This is a genomic window from Segatella salivae F0493, assembly GCF_000477535.1.
GTDB classification, from domain to species: Bacteria; Bacteroidota; Bacteroidia; order Bacteroidales; family Bacteroidaceae; genus Prevotella; species Prevotella salivae.
The window spans coordinates 24,608-42,239 of record NZ_AWGW01000007.1 but is presented as its reverse complement, the minus strand read 5'-3'; the positions used below and the strand labels follow the sequence as shown (position 1 = coordinate 42,239).

The window sequence follows — 17,632 nt, the reverse complement described above, 5'->3', positions numbered from 1 at the left end:
TGACCTTACCCTTTTTGTTTGTCTTAATGTTAGAGGAAAAGGGCTGTGTAATCTCTATTGAATTGTCGTGTGATTTGACGGACTTTACCGCATGATTTGTAGCAAATTGCAGCCTGATTACTATGCTTTTAGTTTTAAGAAGGATAGGAGATACGGGCTGTTTACTTTCTTTTCAGAAGCGGAAAGGATAGCGTTTGTTGCTTATAATAGCGGACTTAGCAGTCTGACAATACTCTCCCAAAGTCGTGTAGCGAATGATCTGTGCGTGTAATCGCGTATCTCTTCGATGTCGACACAATCCTTTTCGTCATTCAAATAGATTTCTTTGATGCGCAAAGCTAAGTCTTTATCATAGAAGAATATATTGCATTCAAAGTTATTTTCGAAGCTTCTGAAGTCAATATTTGTGCTTCCACACGTACAGAAATAATCATCACTGACCAAGAGTTTTGAGTGATTAAAGCCCGCCTTATAAAGCAAAACCTTGGCTCCTGCCTCTACAATCTCGCCAAGATATGACTTGCATGCCCACTCAACAAGCTTCGCATCACCATACATAGGAATCATTAATCGTACGTCAACTCCCGACAAAGCAGCCGTGCGAATGGCGAAAAGTATCGGCTCAGTAGGTAGGAAATAGGGCGTCTCCATATAGACATAACGCTTTGCTTCGACTAAGATTCGGACATAACCTTGCATGATATCAGGCCATGGTTGTATGGGACTACTCGTCACAATTTGAGCCAAATAACCGGATGTTTCCACGTGAGAAGTCTCAGGATAATAACGGTGATCAGACAATAATGTGCGTGAAACAAAGTACCAATCTATTAGGAAAGCACGTTGAAGGGAATAGACAATACCGCCTGTTATGGCCATATGTGTGTCGCGCCAAGGCCGTCCTTTGCTCCCTTTTACATAGCGCATAGCGATATTTATGCCTCCAATGAAGCCGACTTCTCCGTCAATCACGCAAATCTTTCGATGGTTTCGATAATTAACTTTGCTTGTTAACGCGGGGAAACGAACTGGAATGAAGGGTTTAATCTCTATCCCTTCATGCCTCATTTTCACGAAGAATCGGTCGCTAACATTCCAGCAACCAACGTCATCATAGATAATCCTTACCTCGACACCTTGCCTTACTTTATCAATCAAAGCGTCTGCAATGAGCATGCCAAGTGGGTCATCATCAAAGATGTAAGTATCGATATGGATGTGATCTTGAGCCCTTCCTATGGCACGAAGTAAGGCAAGGAAGTAGTCGCTTCCATTGGTATATATCTCTACATTGTTATCTTTGAATGGCAAAGCCATGCTTTGATTGGCAAAGAGATGAATCAATTGGCGCGCATTTTCGGGCAGTTGTAGGTTGCGTTGTTCGGCAAATTCAAGCATACTTCGCTTCGTTAGTTCGTCTAAACTGTGCTGACTTATGAAGTGTTGCCTACGATAATTCTGTCCAAAAAAGATATAGATTACAATGCCAATCAACGGGATAAAGGAGAGTAACATGAGCCAAGCGACAGTCTTTGCAGGCTGTCTATTGTCCATGAGTACAGCCAAACTGGCTAACAAAATGGATAGAATGTAGATGGGAATGATTACCCAATACACATAGAACATTTATTGAATACCAATCATTTTGTGTGTTTGCAGACTCAGACGCCACTTTGGATGTGATAGGATATAACTGATACAAGCTTGCAAGATGACTTGATTCTTGGTCTTATCTCCTACATCACAGGGCTGAAGATAATAGTAGTCGGCTTGTATTCCGGCATCATCTACCATACTTTCTCCGTCGAAAATGCACTTTAATTCGTTACACTTTGTCACAACAACTGAGCCTTTTGGCGACACTGTTAGCCAGTCAAGATTTTGCGGGGGAACTCTTGTTCCGTTGGATTCCATAGCAACATAGAAGCCCGAAGCATGCAAAGCATCAATCAATTTGTCGTCAACTTGCAGGGTAGGTTCACCTCCTGTGAGAACCACAAAGCCTGCTTTCTTCCACTTACTAATGGCAGAAATAATGTCATCGACAGTCATTTCACGATATGATTTGAAGTCCGTGTCACAGAAACTACACTTCAAATTGCAACCGCTGAAACGTATAAACACTGCACAACGACCCGTATTTCGGCCCTCACCTTGCAGTGAAAAGAAGATCTCATTAACGTTATAAGTCTTCCTCATATATAGCTACATTCCCTTCACTTTCTTGCACTTCAGCCTTATAACACGTAGGAATTTGCTTGGTAATCCAGTGTGCTATGTTCTCAGCTGTAGGGTTAAAAGGCAATACTTTGTTGAGATCGGCGTGATCAAGTCGGTCATGTATGAGGCGTTTTACTTCTGAAAAGTCGGCCACCATGCCGTCTTTGTTGAGCTCACGCGACTTACAATATATCGTGATATGCCAGTTGTGGCCATGCACATTGCTGCATTTGCTCTGATAAGAGAGCTTTAAGTGGTGTGAAGCTGATATTTCAAAACTCTTTTTTATGTAATACATACCCCTCCTGTTTAATTCTGTTTACACAATGATGTTATTGCCTAATTGCTTTGCAAGGATATTCCTCATCTCGGTCATCTCCTTATATTCTGCCATAAGTGAAAGGAGTTCATCCGACGAAGCCTTTGCTATTTTCTGCTTTAATTCACGTAAATGTTTCTCAATGTATTCCATTCTAAAGTCTAACATCAAGTGAATGGCTCGATTTTTCAAGCTATCATCATCGTTCTTCTCTTGCTGACTTTCAGACAATTTGAATCGTTCTTCCGTCATGTTGATAGCCAATTGGCTGATGTTTATATCGTGATGATGCACAAAATAAGGCTCGGTCTTGAATGAACGATCGCTAACTTTCTCCACAACTTCCTGTAAAATGCGGTTGTAAAGCTCGTTTTTAAACGATAATCCATCTGTAGATAGACTGTAATGAATGTATTCTCCAATCGAAAATTCAATCAGATTGCCATCAGCATCCTCAATGTTTTTGAAGACAACTCGGTCACCATATTTTATAATCAGTTGCAACATGAGTTGTTCAACCTTTGATTCGGTGTGCATTTGGCTTTGTGACAATGCGGCGGCTTGATTCTTTTCATAAGGCTGTTGGCCTGTTGGTGCCGACTGAACTCCGGTTGGTGACATTGAGCCCGTAGCCTTTCTGTCGCGTATCATGTTGTTCATCTGCGTGATAAGTGTAGTTTCATTGATGCCAATACGATGCGAACAATCCTGCAAATAGGTATCACGCAGGATAGGATTCTGCACCATCGAGATGCTCGTTACAATGGAGTTGATGGCTTCCGAACGTTTCAATGGGTCGTTTTCATTGTCAAGTAACAACGCCGTCTTAAAGCGAATGAAGTCTGTTGCGTGTGATTCTATATAGTCTTTGAACTCATCTGACGAATGTTTTCGAGCGAAACTATCTGGGTCTTCACTATCTGGTAACAACAAGACTTTTAGGTTCATACCCTCTTGAAGCAGCATATCCGTACCACGAAGTGTCGCATGTATGCCTGCCGAATCGCCGTCATAGAGCAGCGTTATGTTAGCCGTGAAGCGATGAAGCATGTGAATCTGGTGGATGCTTAGTGCCGTTCCAGAGTTTGCAACGACGTTTTCTATACCACACTGATGCATCGAAATAACGTCTGTATAGCCTTCAACCATGTAGACACGGTCCTCTTTTGCTATCGCCTTTTTAGCCTGATAGATGCCATAAAGCTCATGATCTTTGTGGTAAATATCACTATCTGGCGAGTTCACATATTTCTGATTGACTCCTTTTGTGCGTGAATCGAGCACGCGACCACCAAAGCCTACCACCTTACCGCTTATGCCAATCCACGGAAATATGACGCGACCTGAGTAGCGATCGATGAGTTCTCCGCGGTCGTTTCGATAGCAAACGCCTGTCTTCAGCAGGTATTCGTCTTGATAACCCTTTTGCTTTGCTGCCCGCGCAAGTGCCAAACGGTCTGCTAAATCATAGCCCAATTTAAACTTACGGATAACATCATCGCGGAAACCTCGAGTGCGAAAATACTGCATTCCGATAGCAACGCCGTCATCATTATTATGGAGTATGTCCTCAAAATAATTGGAAACCCACTCGTTTATGATAAACATGCTCTCGCGTTCACTTTGCTCTCGTTTCTCATCATCAGTGAGTTCGCGTTCCTTTATCTCTATGTTGTACTTGTGAGCTAACCATCTTAAGGCCTCAGGATAGGTCATTTGTTCGTGCTCCATGATGAAGCTTACGGCGTTACCTCCCTTTCCACAGCCGAAACAATGACATGTTCCGCGCGCTGGAGACACATAAAATGATGGGGTCTTTTCATTGTGAAAAGGACACAATCCCTTATAGTTACTGCCACTCTTTCGCAGCGTAACAAACTCTGAAACGACATCAACAATGTTTGATGCGTCCTTAATTCGTTCTACAGTTTGTGAGTCAATCATCGATAAGGCAAAGTTAATAAAAAACGATGAAACTGCAAAACATGACGCTATTCAAAAGAGATTTTTATTTCACCGCATAGTGTAGGGAAGATAATTTGGCGCTACATTTATCTTGATTGATTTCTTTTTATGCCATGTTTTAATGGCACGAAAGGCGAAACTCGCATCAAGCGACATGATGAAATGATTTATAATGTGGGGCTTATGTATTGGGATAACAGGATAAATCAGATGACTTTGCGGGTTAACATGATTTTCTTTTGCCTGTTGTTTTTATATCGTGAATAAACTTTCTTGCGTTTCTTATTAATTTAATGCTGATGAATGATAAAATGACTACGTATCGACAACGCTGTAATTAGACGCTAATTACTCGATGAAATGACGCAAATGATGCAGTGAAATAACGCATTTCACAGCCTGTTTTCAGTCATTTTGGTCTGCCGTCTGCCATTGCTGTTCCGCTACTTTCATCTTGTCAAAGAGGGCACTAATGTGTCATTGACTACTGAAAGTTTGGCATAGATGAGGCGATATGATAAAAAATATATCGGAAACGCCTTGCTTTTGTGAGTTCGGCACTATTTTTGATGGGTATAATTTGTTATTAATTGAATTGGGATAATAATTTTATGAGAGCTAATATTAAGCGAAATGAACAACGAAGAGTGGTTATTGTAGGAGGTGGTTTGGGTGGTTTGAAACTCGTTTCAAGCCTTCGTGATACCGATTTCCAAGTGGTTTTGGTGGATAAGAACAATTATAATCAGTTTCCACCACTAATTTATCAAGTTGCTTCTGCAGGTCTTGAACCGAGTAATATCTCTTTTCCTTTTCGTCGATTATTCCAAGGTTGGAAGAACTTCTTCTTCAGAATGGCCGAAGTTCAGCATATAGATACTGAAGAGAAAGCTATCAAAACATCCATTGGAACGATTCATTATGACGACTTGGTGCTGGCAGCTGGTGCGACAACCAACTTCTTTGGAAACAAGAATATCGAGGCTTCTGCACTGCCGATGAAGTCGGTTAGTGAGTCAATGCGACTGAGAAATACGATTCTTCAGAATCTGGAGCGTGCGGAAACTGAGGATAACGAGGCGCGAAAACAAGCCTTAATGAACATTGCTATCGTAGGCGGTGGCCCCTCAGGTGTTGAGATTGCTGGGGTGTTGGCAGAGATGAAACAAACCATTCTGCCTCGCGATTATCCCGATTTAGATACATCTTGCATGCACATCTACCTCATTAATGCCACTCCGCGCCTATTAGGTGCAATGTCAGAACGTTCATCCCGTGAGGCTGAAAAAGCGTTGAAAGAACTTGGGGTGGAGGTGATGACCAACTGCATGGTGACAGATTATGTTGACAAAGAATTGGTATTGAAAGATGGTCAGCGTATTTCCGCAGAGACAGTAATATGGGTTAGTGGTATCAAAGCCAACAATATAGATGGTATTCCGCCTGAAAGTATCGGTCACGCTGGTCGCATTTTAGTGGATCGTTTCAATCGAGTTAAGGGCTTGAAAGATGTATATGCCATCGGCGATCAATGCATTGTAGAGGGTGATGAGGCTTATCCTTATGGCCATCCTCAGTTGGCTCAGGTTGCCATTCAGCAGGCAAAGACGCTTGCAAAGAACCTAATCAGGCAAGAAAAAGGAGAAACTGAGCAGCCATTTAGCTATCATAATCTCGGTACTATGGCTACAATCGGCCGCAAGAAGGCTGTAGTTGAAATAGGAAAGCTTAAGTTTGGCGGCTTCTTTGCATGGCTTTTATGGCTTATAGTGCATCTACGTTCAATCTTAGGAGTAAAGAATAAGACGATTGTTTTCCTGAATTGGATGTGGAGTTACATGAATTATAAGCAGAGTCTTCGCTTGATTTTGAAAGCAAAGCGATAAACTTTCGGGCTTGTTTTGACCTTAGAGGTCTGGAGTTTCACCCTTATGAATCGCGCTTGAACAGCGTTGTTTGGATTTGATTCATAGGGATGCAGCTCCAGACCTCATTCGTTATAACACGAAAAACGGGAACTCTCGTGAGAGAATTCCCGTTTAAGGGTGGAGGGTGGGACTCGAACCCACGACATTCAGAACCACAATCTGACGCTCTAACCAACTGAACTACATCCACCATTTAATGCGTTTGCTATTGTTGTTTAGCGGGTGCAAAGGTATAAGAAAAGTTTGGAAACACCAAACTTTTCCTTATATTTTTTACTAATTTTTTATTTAGCAGGTGATTGAGGAGCTTGAGGCACTTGCTGACTTGCCCCAAAACCCTGTGTATTTATGGGGTTAGTAGTCTGTGTTTCAGTAGCATTCTTCTCCATAACACTTTGATCTGTTGGTGCACTTGGTGCCACACGAGCACAAAGAACGCTAAGAACAACCATTGAAATGGCGAGTCCCCAGGTTAGTTTTTCAATCATATTGGTAGTCTTCCTCACGCCCATGATGGCATTGGAAGATGAGAAGTTTGATGCCAAACCGCCACCTTTTGACTCTTGAATCAATACAACAAAGACCATAAGAATGGCTGCAAGTACGATCAATGCGACTAATAATGTGTAAATCATTGCTTTATTTTTTGTTTTTATTATTTATGATCAATTTCTCTAAGAAACGCATTTGGTCTGCAAAGTAAGCATTTTTTTTTGGATTATTCAAATTTAAACGCTTAATAATTTCCAAAGCTTTCTCATATCTTCTCTGTTTAATGTAGATGCGAGCAAGGGTTTCTGTGAAATAATTTTCATCGACATCGTCTACTTCTTCATTATCAATAGGCTGTTGAGGAGCTTCATTTTGCGTAGCATCTCCATGCGGCAGGTCTTCTAAACGATAATTGGGTGTGTAGTATTTTGACAGTTCATCCTCTGTTTTCTCTTCGGTACTGAGGTTGAATCCGCCATCTTCGATGAAGTTATCAATAAGTGTTGACGTGCGGTCTTGTGCCTTATGACGATGTTGTTCCTGCTCTTCTTCCTCTTCAAGATTAAGCAAGTAGGCCACATAGTCCACGGTAGCATCGGCTGGAGTGGGGCGTTTGGTCTTGTCATTTGCCTTATCTTCGGTGTCTTCGGGAATAGAATCGAGGAACGTATCGATAAGTTTCGTTGTGCGGTCTCCATTCTCTGCCGTCGTTTCATGAAGCTTTTTCTGCGTCATAGTGGACTTTCCTGCGTGCACTTTATAGTGGGCTGCCTCAATCATGTCAAAGAGAATACGACGGTCTGTGATGCAGATTGCAGCCTTACGCAACTCTTCATCAAACGCCGAATCATGTAGAATATAGAGGTTTTGCAGCATTAACAGTCTTGCTGTTTGGCAGTAAGGATGGAGCGCAATGAAGCTACGGAGATCGTAAAGGGTCTCTCGGTCCATTGTTTCGGGATGTAGAATAAGGCGCTTAATATCCATATTTACTTACCAATTTGCTACTGTTGCATTGAAAATCTGGTCCACTAAGTCTTTTGTCATCTGTGTAACGAGTTCTTCTTGAACGGCATTTAAGCTCTTTGTTGTCTCGTAACTGGCAGTTGATGTGAATTGTTTTTCAAAGTCTTCAGCGTGATTCTTCGTATTCGTAAACCTCACATTAACAGTCATTGCAAGTTCTGTTTGTGCAGATCTTCCGTCACTTGTCACCGACTTATTACGCTGAGTGTATTGTGTTATCTCCCCTTCTATCTTCAAATCTCCATTCCTTTTCACTTGGATTAGCTTCGTATGGTCGGCAAATTGGTCTTTTAACCGGTTGTTGAATAACGGCCCCATAGGTCCCCAAACATAGCTGGAGCGGACGGGAAACTCGGCAATTTGTATCGTCTTTGTTTTGCTATAATCAATACTTGCGCCGTTAAACTTGTAGCCTTTAAAGGCACATGAGGCCATAAAAACAAACAAACAAAGCGCTAAGATGTATTTTAGTTTCTTCATTTTCGTGAGCTTTAGTAAGGCCATAAGCCTTAATCGAGTCCGTATTGTTTGATGCGTCGGTAGAGCGTTCGGTCTGAAATACCTAACTCTTGCGCTGCTTTTTTGCGGTTTCCTCCATTGCGTTCCAAAGCTTTTACTACCATTTGGCGTCCTAAATCATTAAGATTAAGGCACTCAGGCTTGTTGATTTCTTCGGCGACGGCATCGTAAGTGTCGGGCTGAACCTCTTGTGTCGGGGTGCTGATAATGCCATAAGGATGAGCGCTTTCATTGCGAATGAGTGATGAACTCTGTGCCGGAACGATGGCATTCCCTTGGAAACTCGGCACGTTGGCAATCATATTGTTGTCATTTATCTGCTTTTTCAGCAAATTCATGTCGCGTTTTAAGTCGTTGACATTACCGCGAAGTTCATACAATATCTTATATAGTATCTCGCGTTCTGTTTCATAAGAGTGCTCACCGGGCTTTGAAATCGTAGCTAATTGCGTACTTTCTTCATCGTGAGGGATAAAGTGTAATAGCGTGTCTGCATCGATTTCGCGTTGTTTACTGAGGATAGACATCTGTTCAGTAATGTTCTTTAACTGTCTAATATTACCCGGCCACTTATATTGCATGAGTAATTTCTTGGCCTCATCTGTTAGTGTTATCTTTGGAATCTGATACTTTTCAGCCATCTGCATGGCAAAAAGTCGGAACAAAAGAACAATATCTTCGTCCCTATCTCGTAGGGGAGGAATCTGTATTGGGATAGTATTTAGACGATAAAACAAGTCTTCTCTGAACTTACCTTCACTGACAGCATTGTGCATATTGACATTCGTTGCGGCTACAATACGCACATCTGTCTTCATAATCTTTTGGCCTCCAACGCGTATATACTCACCCGTTTCGAGCACACGAAGCAGTCTTGCCTGCGTGGCAAGAGGCAGTTCAGCGACTTCATCCAAGAAGATTGTCCCCTTGTTTGCCGTTCCAAAGTAGCCTTCGCTTTCCCCAATAGCTCCTGTAAACGAGCCTTTCTCATGACCAAATAGTTCACTATCTATTGTGCCTTCAGGGATAGAGCCACAGTTTATGGCAAAGTATTTCTCACGACGACGTGGAGAATTGTCGTGAATTACACGCGGAATGATTTCCTTTCCGGCTCCACTTTCGCCAATAATTAATACAGATAGGTCCGTTGGGGCTACCTGAAGGGCAATGTCTAAGGCTCGATTCAGGCCGTCACTATTGCCTACTATGTTATAGCGTTGCTTTATTCTTTGCAGTTCTGATGTATTCATTAGGTGACAAATTTACATATTTTATTCCATAATCCTGCTATAATGGCAGACTTTTTATATGTTTTTAGGGCTGCAAAGACTTTTGAATGGTGAGCCCAAATCACTTCTTTTGTTTATCAAACTTAATGAGAAGGAGGCCTAAGCCCGTCCAAATCAGCTCACGAAGTCTTACAATCAGTGCCACAAAGATACCTGCACTGGTCGATATTCCCAATGCCGTTGTCGACATAAGGAAGCCTCCTTCTCGTCCACCAAGCTGCAAAGGAATAAAGAAAAGCAGGTTTGCGAAGAGACTGGTAAAGGCTAAAATAAGCACACATTGCAAGAAATTAGCCTGTGGCATGAGTACCAACAGAATGAAATATATCTCTAATGCCGAGGTGAAACGACATGACAACTCCAAGAGAACTGCCGAGATAAACGTCTTAGGATTCTGCTTATGAAGGGCTGCTATCTGTTGATCTATCGTGTCAAGTTGCTCGCGATGGCTCTCAACGAAAGGCAAAGCCCATCGCTTTAACAATGGAATGTGGCCGAGAAACTTCATCACTCGGTTGGCCAATCCTTTGCGATAGCCCGATATAAAGAACCAAATGCCCAGCAAACAAAACGCTCCTGTGAGTGCTAAAAGACCTGCCATCAGCACATTAAGTGGCTGAGTTAAGAGGAAGATAAATATGGAAAGCAGCCAAAACCAGAAGTGACTGAAGATGTGAGTCATGGCATAAAGGATGACCGATGAAGACGCTCTTTCTGGTCCTATGTAGGGAGATAGCGCCATAATACGGTAGGGTTCGCCGCCCATTAGACCGCCGGGAGTCGCATAATTGAGTGCAAACCCCGACACAGTAACCTTATATAGCCACGCAAACGAAATCTTTTTCTGTCCTGCTTCGCGTTGTTGTGAGTTGATAATGATATACCATGCCGACGTATTAAATAGGTAAAGGAAACCCCAAAGCATTACAACTGCAATGAACCAATAGCCTGCATGGCTCAGCCCTTCCCACACTTGGCGGAAGTTTAGCTGAGTAATCATGATGACAAGAACAACAATTCCGAAGATGAAAAAGCCGTTCTGATATTTCTTATTCATGCTTCTTCTTAGGTATAGTGAACCGAACCTTCTCTCCATCATCATGCTTTTCGTGATAGAGTTTAGGCAAAGGATTTTGTAAAGGCTCATCAAAGTTCATGCGATTACGATAGATATCTATCGCCGTATAAATGGCATGACGCAGTGAATTGGCATCAACGAGACACTTCCCCGTAGTATTGAAGCGCACATGACAATCGGGTTCGGTAGAGATGATTGGCAGATTAGCGTTAAATTTGACTACACTCTCTGTGGCAAGTGTCTTTAACAATGGAACGCCTTGGTCGTAATGCATCGCCAAAATACCATCAAACTCTTCATAATATCTGTTTTCAAAGAAGGTCTCTGCAGTGTAAGGACCGAAGGCTTGAACACCCTTCTCAACCAAATTACTGATGGCTGGTGCAATAATCTCTTTTTCTTCATTTCCCTGTTCCGTAGGGTTGAGTGCCAAGATTGCCACACGTGGGTTTGAAATCTTAAAGTCGCGACGAATCGTATTGAATAAGATTGTGGCCTTTTCTTCAATTAATTCCTTTGTCAACAGACTTGAAACATCCTTCAAAGAGGCCTCTTCTGCAACAACCATCATACGCATATTGTCGCTCAAATAGAGTGTTGCGGCTTTGTTTCCCTCACCTAAACAGGTCTCAATATATTTGCTGATACCTCCAAAGGTATAGCCTTCGATGTGGATGTTACTATTGTCTACGGGGCAGTTTACCAGCACATCATACGCATCATCGCGGTAATCAGTCATGGCTTTATCCAATGCTTTCAGTGCAGCGGCACCGCTTTCAGCAGTCGGAGTGCCTAAATCCACCTTCACTTCTTCATCAAAGCAGGTCAACAAATTCAATCGGTTGTCTGCCGCTTCGCCTATAGTGTTGATGATACTAAAGTTCCCTTGGATATCCAAAGCCTTGCAATGATACGCTGCTATCTTAGGAGATCCATAGATAACGGGCGTGCAAAACTCGAACATTTCGGGTTCAGCGAAGGCCTTAAAGATTAGTTCATATCCGATACCATTAGTATCGCCATGGGTCAAAGCCACACGAATTTTCTTATTTTCCATTATTGTTTTTTATATTTATTGAGCCCAGTATGGTTTTAAGTTGACTGAGCAGCGTTTGCTTATTGTTTGTTTCGGGCGCATAAAGGAAGCCTTCTGCAATGATAAGTCCTTGTCCTTTGGGTTGCTGATAGACATTACTTACAAACTGTCCTCCCATGGCATCACCATGCATTTCCCATAGCCCAACATAACGACAACGCTTTTCTTTGGCGTTGAAACGACCTTCGACAGAAGCTTTCAGCGTAGTAACAAACATGGAATCTGACGCTCCTTTGAGGTTGATTTGCATCACGCTGTCACGCAAACTGCAAAAGCGCTCCACACTTAACGGCAGAGATTCTGAGGTCTTTACTTTGTAAATGACAACATTTTTCATGCCCGTTGCAGCATTGTTTGATATCCAAAGAAAGTCTTTTCCCTGTTTGCTTGCTTGCATATCTGCCGGGAGTTCCATCGTGATTCCCATGAGTTTGCGCACGCGTTCTTGCATCGTTGGGTTGTCTTCATACGGCTGATTGAGTCGTTGCATCATGCTCTTATGCCGATGACTACAGCCCGACAACATGAGCAACACAGCCAAAACGAGCGGCCAAACCTTATTGTTCATGGCGTATTTCACCGATTTTCTTCGATGTAGACAATAGTCCACACGCTGCAAAGATATCCTGTCCACGGCTTGCTCTGATAGTAGTGAACACGCCATGTGCCGTGAGATAATCTCGCAATTCCTCCATTCTCTTCTCGTCAGCACCATGCAATGGCACACCGGGGATTTGGTGAAAGCGAATCAAATTGACGCGACAATCAAGCCCATTCAATAGCTTTACAATCTCGCGGGCATGCGTTGTAGAGTCATTTATGCCTCCAAACACAATGTATTCAAACGACAAACGACGTTGATGAGAGAAGTCATAGTTGCGCAAAAGTGAAACAATTTCCGAGATGCTTATACCCTTTTGAGCTGGCATTAAGGCTGCTCTTTGCTCGGCAATTGGCGAGTGTAAGCTGATGGCTACATGGCAATCGCTCTCTTCAAGAAAGCGTTTCAGCTTGTTTTTCACGCCAACACTGCTCACGGTGATACGCTTCGGACTCCATGCCCAGCCATAATCGGCGGTGAGAATCTCTGTCGTTCGCAGTATGTTGTCAAGGTTATCCATGGGCTCTCCCTGGCCCATGAACACAATGTTTGTTAGTTTATCCACCTCGGGGAGGGAGTAAACCTGATTCAATATGTCTGTAGCTGTCAGACTTCCTTCAAAGCCTTGCTTTCCCGTTTGACAGAAAAGGCAGTTCATTTTGCATCCAACCTGACACGAAACGCATAGGGTTGCACGGTCATTTTCTGGGATATACACCGTCTCTACAAACTTTCCATCATGTGTTGGGAATAGATATTTGATGGTTCCATCCTTAGAATGTTGTGCATCTATGGCCTCATTGCAGCCTATAGTGTAAGCTTCTGCTAACTTGGCACGATTGTTTTTGGATATATTTGTCATCTCGTCAATCTGTTTAACGTGGTGCGTATACATCCATTTTGCTATCTGTCCGCCCGTAAAGGCAGGCATACCTAATGCTCGACACGCCTCTTTGAGTTCGTATAAGGTCATGCCTAAAAGTGCTTTCTTAGGAGAATTCATAGTGCAAAGGTAATAAATAATGTTGAATGTTTCGTGATTTGCCTCCTTTTTTTGAACGCGCGTGTCCCCTCATAAGCCTGCCCATATATCATGGCTTGACTTTTCTGTTGAGCCAATGTCATGAAAATCATGATTTAATTCATGTCATTTCATGCCACAATCTCCGTCATTTTATGCGGTGAAATGGCGCGAATGACGCTGTAATCTGCCTGAGATTGCAAGACCGATAAGGTGGCAGTTGAAAACAAACAAACTTTGTTGCGCAGCTCGACGCACATTCATCTTCGCATGGAAAAATTGTAATTGAAGCGATGTTGATTCAATTTTATTTCTTATCTTTGCATCATCTATAGGCCCAATGCCAACCTTTTGCATCGCCGTTTGTTTGAAAGCTGGTTGTAATTGTGTTTGCCTTGGAGGCTCAAAGCAATCATGAAGAAAAATCACGTCACACAAAGCAGATGGAAATGACGCCCAAAACGCCAAAACATTCAGGGGATAGTAGCGAGGAAGAACGTTTAGACGATTTCTTCTTTCGGCAGCTATCGCAGTGGGATGAGGTGCGAATGCGCTATGAAAGTCTGAAACATGTGAAGACAAAGCGGCTTGGTTGGCTCACGCTTCAGCATAATCCGGCGAGAATCATCAGTACAGCTGCAAAGCTTGATAGCGTCAGTTTGGCCCATCGGCTGTGCCCACTTTGTGAGGAAAATCGCCCGAAACAGCAGATGAAGCGACGCATAAACGACGATTTTTGCATGCTCGTCAATCCGTTTCCAATATTGCCTAAGCACTTCACGATTGTGGCTTTGCATCATGAACTGCAGGCTGTTTTGGCGCATTATGAGGTGATTCCAGAGTTGCTTCACCTGTACAAAGACCTTGTAGTCTTTTATAACGGACCGAAAAGTGGGGCGAGTGTGCCCGATCATCTACATCTGCAAGCGGGTGAAAGTGGGCAGTTGCCACTGCAACGTGAGTGGCATCGGTTGCAATCTAAACTCAAACCTTTGGTGGTTTTGGAGGATAAGAGCACGTTAAGTGTGCTGACCGATGAAATAGTTCCCATGTTTGTGGTGCGCAGTGTGAGTGGAAGGAGCAGTCAAGTGCTCTTTCGCCGTGTTTACAAACAGCTGCCTTTACACCATGATGAGGCTGAACCCAGGTTGAACATTGTGGCATGGCGCGATGGCGAAGCCTATGTTTCGGTCATCATTCCGCGTGGAAAGCATCGGCCAGCTTGCTATTATGACGAAGGCGAGGCACAGCTATTGGTGAGTCCCGGGGCTTTAGATATGGCGGGATTAGTGATTGTTCCGCGTGAAAAAGACTTCAATAAACTCTCTGAAAAGCAGGCTGTTGCCCTTTTGAAGACGTGTGGTGTCAGTGAAAAGACCATGGATGAAGTGAGCGAAAAAATAAGAAACGATATTTGAAACCAGACTTTAAATATAATAAGATGAAAATAACAACACAGCCAAATGTATCTGTTGGCATTGTTAGTGGCCGTGAAATTAAGTTCTGTCTCAATGCAACTTACGTTGCGGAAGGCATGCCGTCAGCAGGAAAACAGACGGTAAGTTTCTCGGAAAATGGCGTGTTATGGAACGGAAAGACATACAAGCAGTTGGAATTTCTGCCTCAAAGTGATGAGGCTTCTTTTTCACTTTATGATGTCACTATAGGCGTAAACTTCCATTGGGAACGTAAGGAAACCCAAACGTTTCTTGGCAAATTGAAGTTCATTGTCAATGGAAATAGCGTGTGTGCAGTTAATGAATTGCCCGTGGAACGCTATTTAGAGAGTGTCATTTCGAGTGAGATGAGTGCCACATCGAGCCTTGAATTGCTCAAGGCCCATGCCGTAATATCTCGCAGTTGGCTATTGGTGCAGATGCAAAACCGCAGGAAAGGCGAGACAACGGCACACGTTACAGCTTCGGAAATCCAAGGAAATGGCGAGCTGATTCGTTGGTATGACCGCGAAGATCATACGCTTTTTGACGTTTGTGCAGATGATCATTGCCAGCGATATCAAGGCATTACGAAAGAAACGAGTGCGCATGTGGCTGAAGCAATCAGACAAACCGCAGGCCAGGTACTGACAGATGAGGATGAGATTTGTGATGCACGATTCTCTAAATGCTGTGGAGGGGAGACCGAAGAGTTCCAATATTGTTGGGAGAATCTGCGCAAACCTTATCTTGTTGCCTTGCGGGATGCGCCGCAACAAGAGGCACTCGATTTGACGGTTGAAGTCAATGCAGACCGTTGGATACGCTCTTCGCCCGAGAGTTTCTGTAATACTCGTGATGCGAAAGTGCTTTCCCAAGTGCTCAATAACTATGATCAGGAGACGTCAGACTTCTATCGTTGGCGCGTGGAATATACGCAACAGCAGGTTCAACAGCTGCTAACGGAGAAGTTAGGCATAGACTTTGGTGCCGTTGTTGACCTCATTCCAGTGGAAAGAGGCACAAGTGGAAGGCTCTCAAAACTAAGGATTGTGGGAGAGAAACTGACGCTTGTTATCGGCAAAGAACTTGAGATTCGCCGCGCACTTAGCAAGAGTCACCTTTATAGTTCGGCTTTTGTCGTCGATGCTTTTGACCGCAACGAGCAGGGCATTCCTAAGCGTTTTGCCCTCATTGGGGCTGGATGGGGCCATGGAGTAGGGCTTTGTCAGATAGGCGCGGCAGTCATGGGAGAACGTGGTTACAGTTATAAAGAGATATTGTTGCATTATTATCCTGGCGCAATCATCAAACAAATCTATCGTCAATCATGAGAAATTCAAGCCCATGGACATGGATTCCATCGCTCTATTTCGCTGAAGGACTGCCGTATATTGCCGTTACCGTGCTGGCCATTGAAATCTATATGCAGCTCGGTTTGACTGATGCTGAGGTGACATTCTATACCTCTTGGCTCTATTTGCCATGGGTAATAAAGCCTTTTTGGAGTCCTTTTCTCGAACTCTATCAAACGAAACGTTGGTGGATTACAGCCATGGAGTTGTTTCTTGGCGCTGCTTTTGCGGGTGTAGCCTTTACGATTCATGCCTCATGGTGGCTGCAAGGAACGATTTGTTTCTTTTGGATGATTGCGTTTTCAAGTGCTACTCATGACGTCGCTGCTGATGGTTTGTATATGATGGGACTTGAACAACACGACCAAGCGTTCTTTGTTGGCATACGAAGTCTGTTTTATCGGCTCTCAATGGTACTCGGAAAAGGAGTCTTAATCATGCTTGCGGGAGTGTTTCAAGTGATGTTTCGCTATCAGATTCGATACTCGTGGAGTCTTATTTTCTATGGAATGACGGGATTGTTCATTGCCTTTTACCTTTATCATAGCTATGTTCTTCCGCGTCCAAAAGAGGATACTGATCGGGCAATAAGGCGCAATGCACAAGACATTCTGAAGGAGTTTGTGATGACTTTTGTTTCATTCTTTGCGAAGAAACAAATCATTATCGCCGTACTTTTCTTGCTTCTTTTCAGACTTCCTGAGACATTACTGACCCCCGTTTCACAGCTTTTCTTGCAAGCTTTGCCGAGTAAGGGCGGCTTAGGACTATCTCCTCAAGAGTTTGGTTTAGTCAATGGAACCGTCGGAGTGATTGGTTTCTTAGTGGGAGGGGTTATTGGTGGCATGCTCATTAGCCGTGATGGATTGAAGAGATGGCTATGGCCAATGACGCTTGCCATAACGATTCCCAACCTCACTTATGTGTATTTGGCTTATGTTATGCCTGAAAACTTGATGTTGATTAACGTGTGTGTAGCCATCGAAAACTTAGGATATGGCTTTGGATTCAGTGCATATATGCTCTTCATGATATACTTTTCACAAGGTGAACACAAGACATCTCATTATGCACTTTGTACGGGATTGATGGCTCTTTCGATGATGTTGCCGGGCTTGTTTGCCGGTGCTTTGTCCCAGGCGGCAGGCTATCGGCTGTTCTTTATCATTGTGATGATAAGCTGTTTGCTGCCGTTTTGCGTCGCATCTTTCCTGAAAATAGACGCTAATTTCGGTAAGAAAGAAAGAGAAGAAGAATGATATCACACGAAAAGGGCTTGCAAACGAT

16 protein-coding genes and 1 tRNA gene are annotated in these 17,632 nt (G+C 43.3%); 4 read left to right on the top strand and 13 right to left on the bottom strand.

Annotated features, from left to right (window positions below; all coding sequences use genetic code 11):
• Positions 1 to 201 precede the first annotated feature (201 nt).
• Genes cls through dnaG form a run of 4 tightly spaced genes read right to left on the bottom strand, consistent with a single transcriptional unit; the run spans position 202 to position 4,483 of the window.
• Entirely contained in the window at positions 202 to 1,626 is a 1,425-nt protein-coding gene (gene cls, locus HMPREF9145_RS02835) for a cardiolipin synthase (RefSeq protein WP_021824911.1), read from the bottom strand.
• Positions 1,627 to 2,199 carry a 7-carboxy-7-deazaguanine synthase QueE gene (locus tag HMPREF9145_RS02830; RefSeq protein WP_021824988.1) on the bottom strand — a complete coding sequence of 191 codons (573 nt, stop codon included), beginning with the start codon at positions 2,197 to 2,199 and terminating at the stop codon, positions 1,627 to 1,629.
• The gene (queD, locus tag HMPREF9145_RS02825; protein ID WP_021824813.1) at positions 2,183 to 2,518 is read right to left on the bottom strand and encodes a 6-carboxytetrahydropterin synthase QueD; all 336 of its coding nucleotides are present in this window, start codon (positions 2,516 to 2,518) and stop codon (positions 2,183 to 2,185) included. The genes HMPREF9145_RS02830 and queD overlap by 17 nt, the downstream gene beginning before the upstream one ends.
• 21 nt (positions 2,519 to 2,539) lie before the next feature.
• A complete protein-coding gene (gene dnaG / locus HMPREF9145_RS02820) occupies positions 2,540 to 4,483 on the bottom strand; it encodes a DNA primase (protein WP_021824904.1) in 1,944 nt (647 codons plus the stop codon).
• Between the two features lie 632 nt (positions 4,484 to 5,115).
• On the opposite strand from dnaG, the gene HMPREF9145_RS02815 reads away from it, so the two are divergent.
• Positions 5,116 to 6,390 (top strand): NAD(P)/FAD-dependent oxidoreductase, encoded by a 1,275-nt coding sequence (locus HMPREF9145_RS02815; protein ID WP_021825019.1) that lies wholly within the window; start codon positions 5,116 to 5,118, stop codon positions 6,388 to 6,390.
• Positions 6,391 to 6,547: 157 nt separating this feature from the next.
• Here HMPREF9145_RS02815 and HMPREF9145_RS02810 read toward each other — a convergent pair.
• The 9 genes from HMPREF9145_RS02810 to rlmN all read right to left on the bottom strand — a co-directional run bounded on the left by HMPREF9145_RS02810 (position 6,548) and on the right by rlmN (position 13,536).
• Positions 6,548 to 6,623: transfer RNA gene (locus HMPREF9145_RS02810), tRNA-His, on the bottom strand.
• A 93-nt stretch (positions 6,624 to 6,716) separates the two neighbouring features.
• Positions 6,717 to 7,067, bottom strand: a complete 351-nt coding sequence (secG, locus tag HMPREF9145_RS02805; protein ID WP_021824900.1) for a preprotein translocase subunit SecG — start codon at positions 7,065 to 7,067, stop codon at positions 6,717 to 6,719.
• 4 nt (positions 7,068 to 7,071) lie between these two features.
• Complete coding sequence (locus tag HMPREF9145_RS02800; RefSeq protein ID WP_021825133.1) at positions 7,072 to 7,911, bottom strand: hypothetical protein; 840 nt, start codon at positions 7,909 to 7,911, stop codon at positions 7,072 to 7,074.
• Positions 7,912 to 7,917: 6 nt separating this feature from the next.
• On the bottom strand, positions 7,918 to 8,430 hold the full coding sequence (locus tag HMPREF9145_RS02795; protein WP_021825052.1) for an LPS exporter LptE: 513 nt from the start codon (positions 8,428 to 8,430) through the stop codon (positions 7,918 to 7,920).
• Positions 8,431 to 8,459: 29 nt separating this feature from the next.
• Positions 8,460 to 9,719: a sigma-54 interaction domain-containing protein gene (locus HMPREF9145_RS02790; RefSeq protein ID WP_021824968.1), complete on the bottom strand. Its 1,260-nt coding sequence runs from the start codon at positions 9,717 to 9,719 to the stop codon at positions 8,460 to 8,462.
• 100 nt (positions 9,720 to 9,819) lie between these two features.
• Positions 9,820 to 10,815 (bottom strand): lysylphosphatidylglycerol synthase transmembrane domain-containing protein, encoded by a 996-nt coding sequence (locus HMPREF9145_RS02785; RefSeq protein ID WP_021824812.1) that lies wholly within the window; start codon positions 10,813 to 10,815, stop codon positions 9,820 to 9,822.
• Complete coding sequence (locus HMPREF9145_RS02780; protein WP_021825086.1) at positions 10,808 to 11,893, bottom strand: PdxA family dehydrogenase; 1,086 nt, start codon at positions 11,891 to 11,893, stop codon at positions 10,808 to 10,810. Before HMPREF9145_RS02780 ends, HMPREF9145_RS02785 begins: the two co-directional genes overlap by 8 nt.
• Positions 11,883 to 12,500, bottom strand: a complete 618-nt coding sequence (locus tag HMPREF9145_RS02775; RefSeq protein ID WP_021824991.1) for a DUF4837 family protein — start codon at positions 12,498 to 12,500, stop codon at positions 11,883 to 11,885. The genes HMPREF9145_RS02780 and HMPREF9145_RS02775 overlap by 11 nt, the downstream gene beginning before the upstream one ends.
• Positions 12,490 to 13,536, bottom strand: coding sequence for a 23S rRNA (adenine(2503)-C(2))-methyltransferase RlmN (rlmN, locus tag HMPREF9145_RS02770; protein ID WP_021825092.1), 1,047 nt, complete (start codon positions 13,534 to 13,536; stop codon positions 12,490 to 12,492). The genes HMPREF9145_RS02775 and rlmN overlap by 11 nt, the downstream gene beginning before the upstream one ends.
• 467 nt (positions 13,537 to 14,003) lie before the next feature.
• Here rlmN and HMPREF9145_RS02760 point away from each other — a divergent pair, with 467 nt between their 5' ends.
• From HMPREF9145_RS02760 to HMPREF9145_RS02750, 3 genes are read left to right on the top strand one after another with little or no spacing between them, the layout of a single operon-like run.
• Complete coding sequence (locus HMPREF9145_RS02760; protein WP_231369740.1) at positions 14,004 to 14,972, top strand: DUF4922 domain-containing protein; 969 nt, start codon at positions 14,004 to 14,006, stop codon at positions 14,970 to 14,972.
• Positions 14,973 to 14,995: 23 nt separating this feature from the next.
• Positions 14,996 to 16,324: a SpoIID/LytB domain-containing protein gene (locus HMPREF9145_RS02755; protein WP_036906333.1), complete on the top strand. Its 1,329-nt coding sequence runs from the start codon at positions 14,996 to 14,998 to the stop codon at positions 16,322 to 16,324.
• Positions 16,321 to 17,604, top strand: a complete 1,284-nt coding sequence (locus tag HMPREF9145_RS02750) for an MFS transporter (RefSeq protein ID WP_021824809.1) — start codon at positions 16,321 to 16,323, stop codon at positions 17,602 to 17,604. The genes HMPREF9145_RS02755 and HMPREF9145_RS02750 overlap by 4 nt, the downstream gene beginning before the upstream one ends.
• Positions 17,605 to 17,632: the final 28 nt, after the last annotated feature.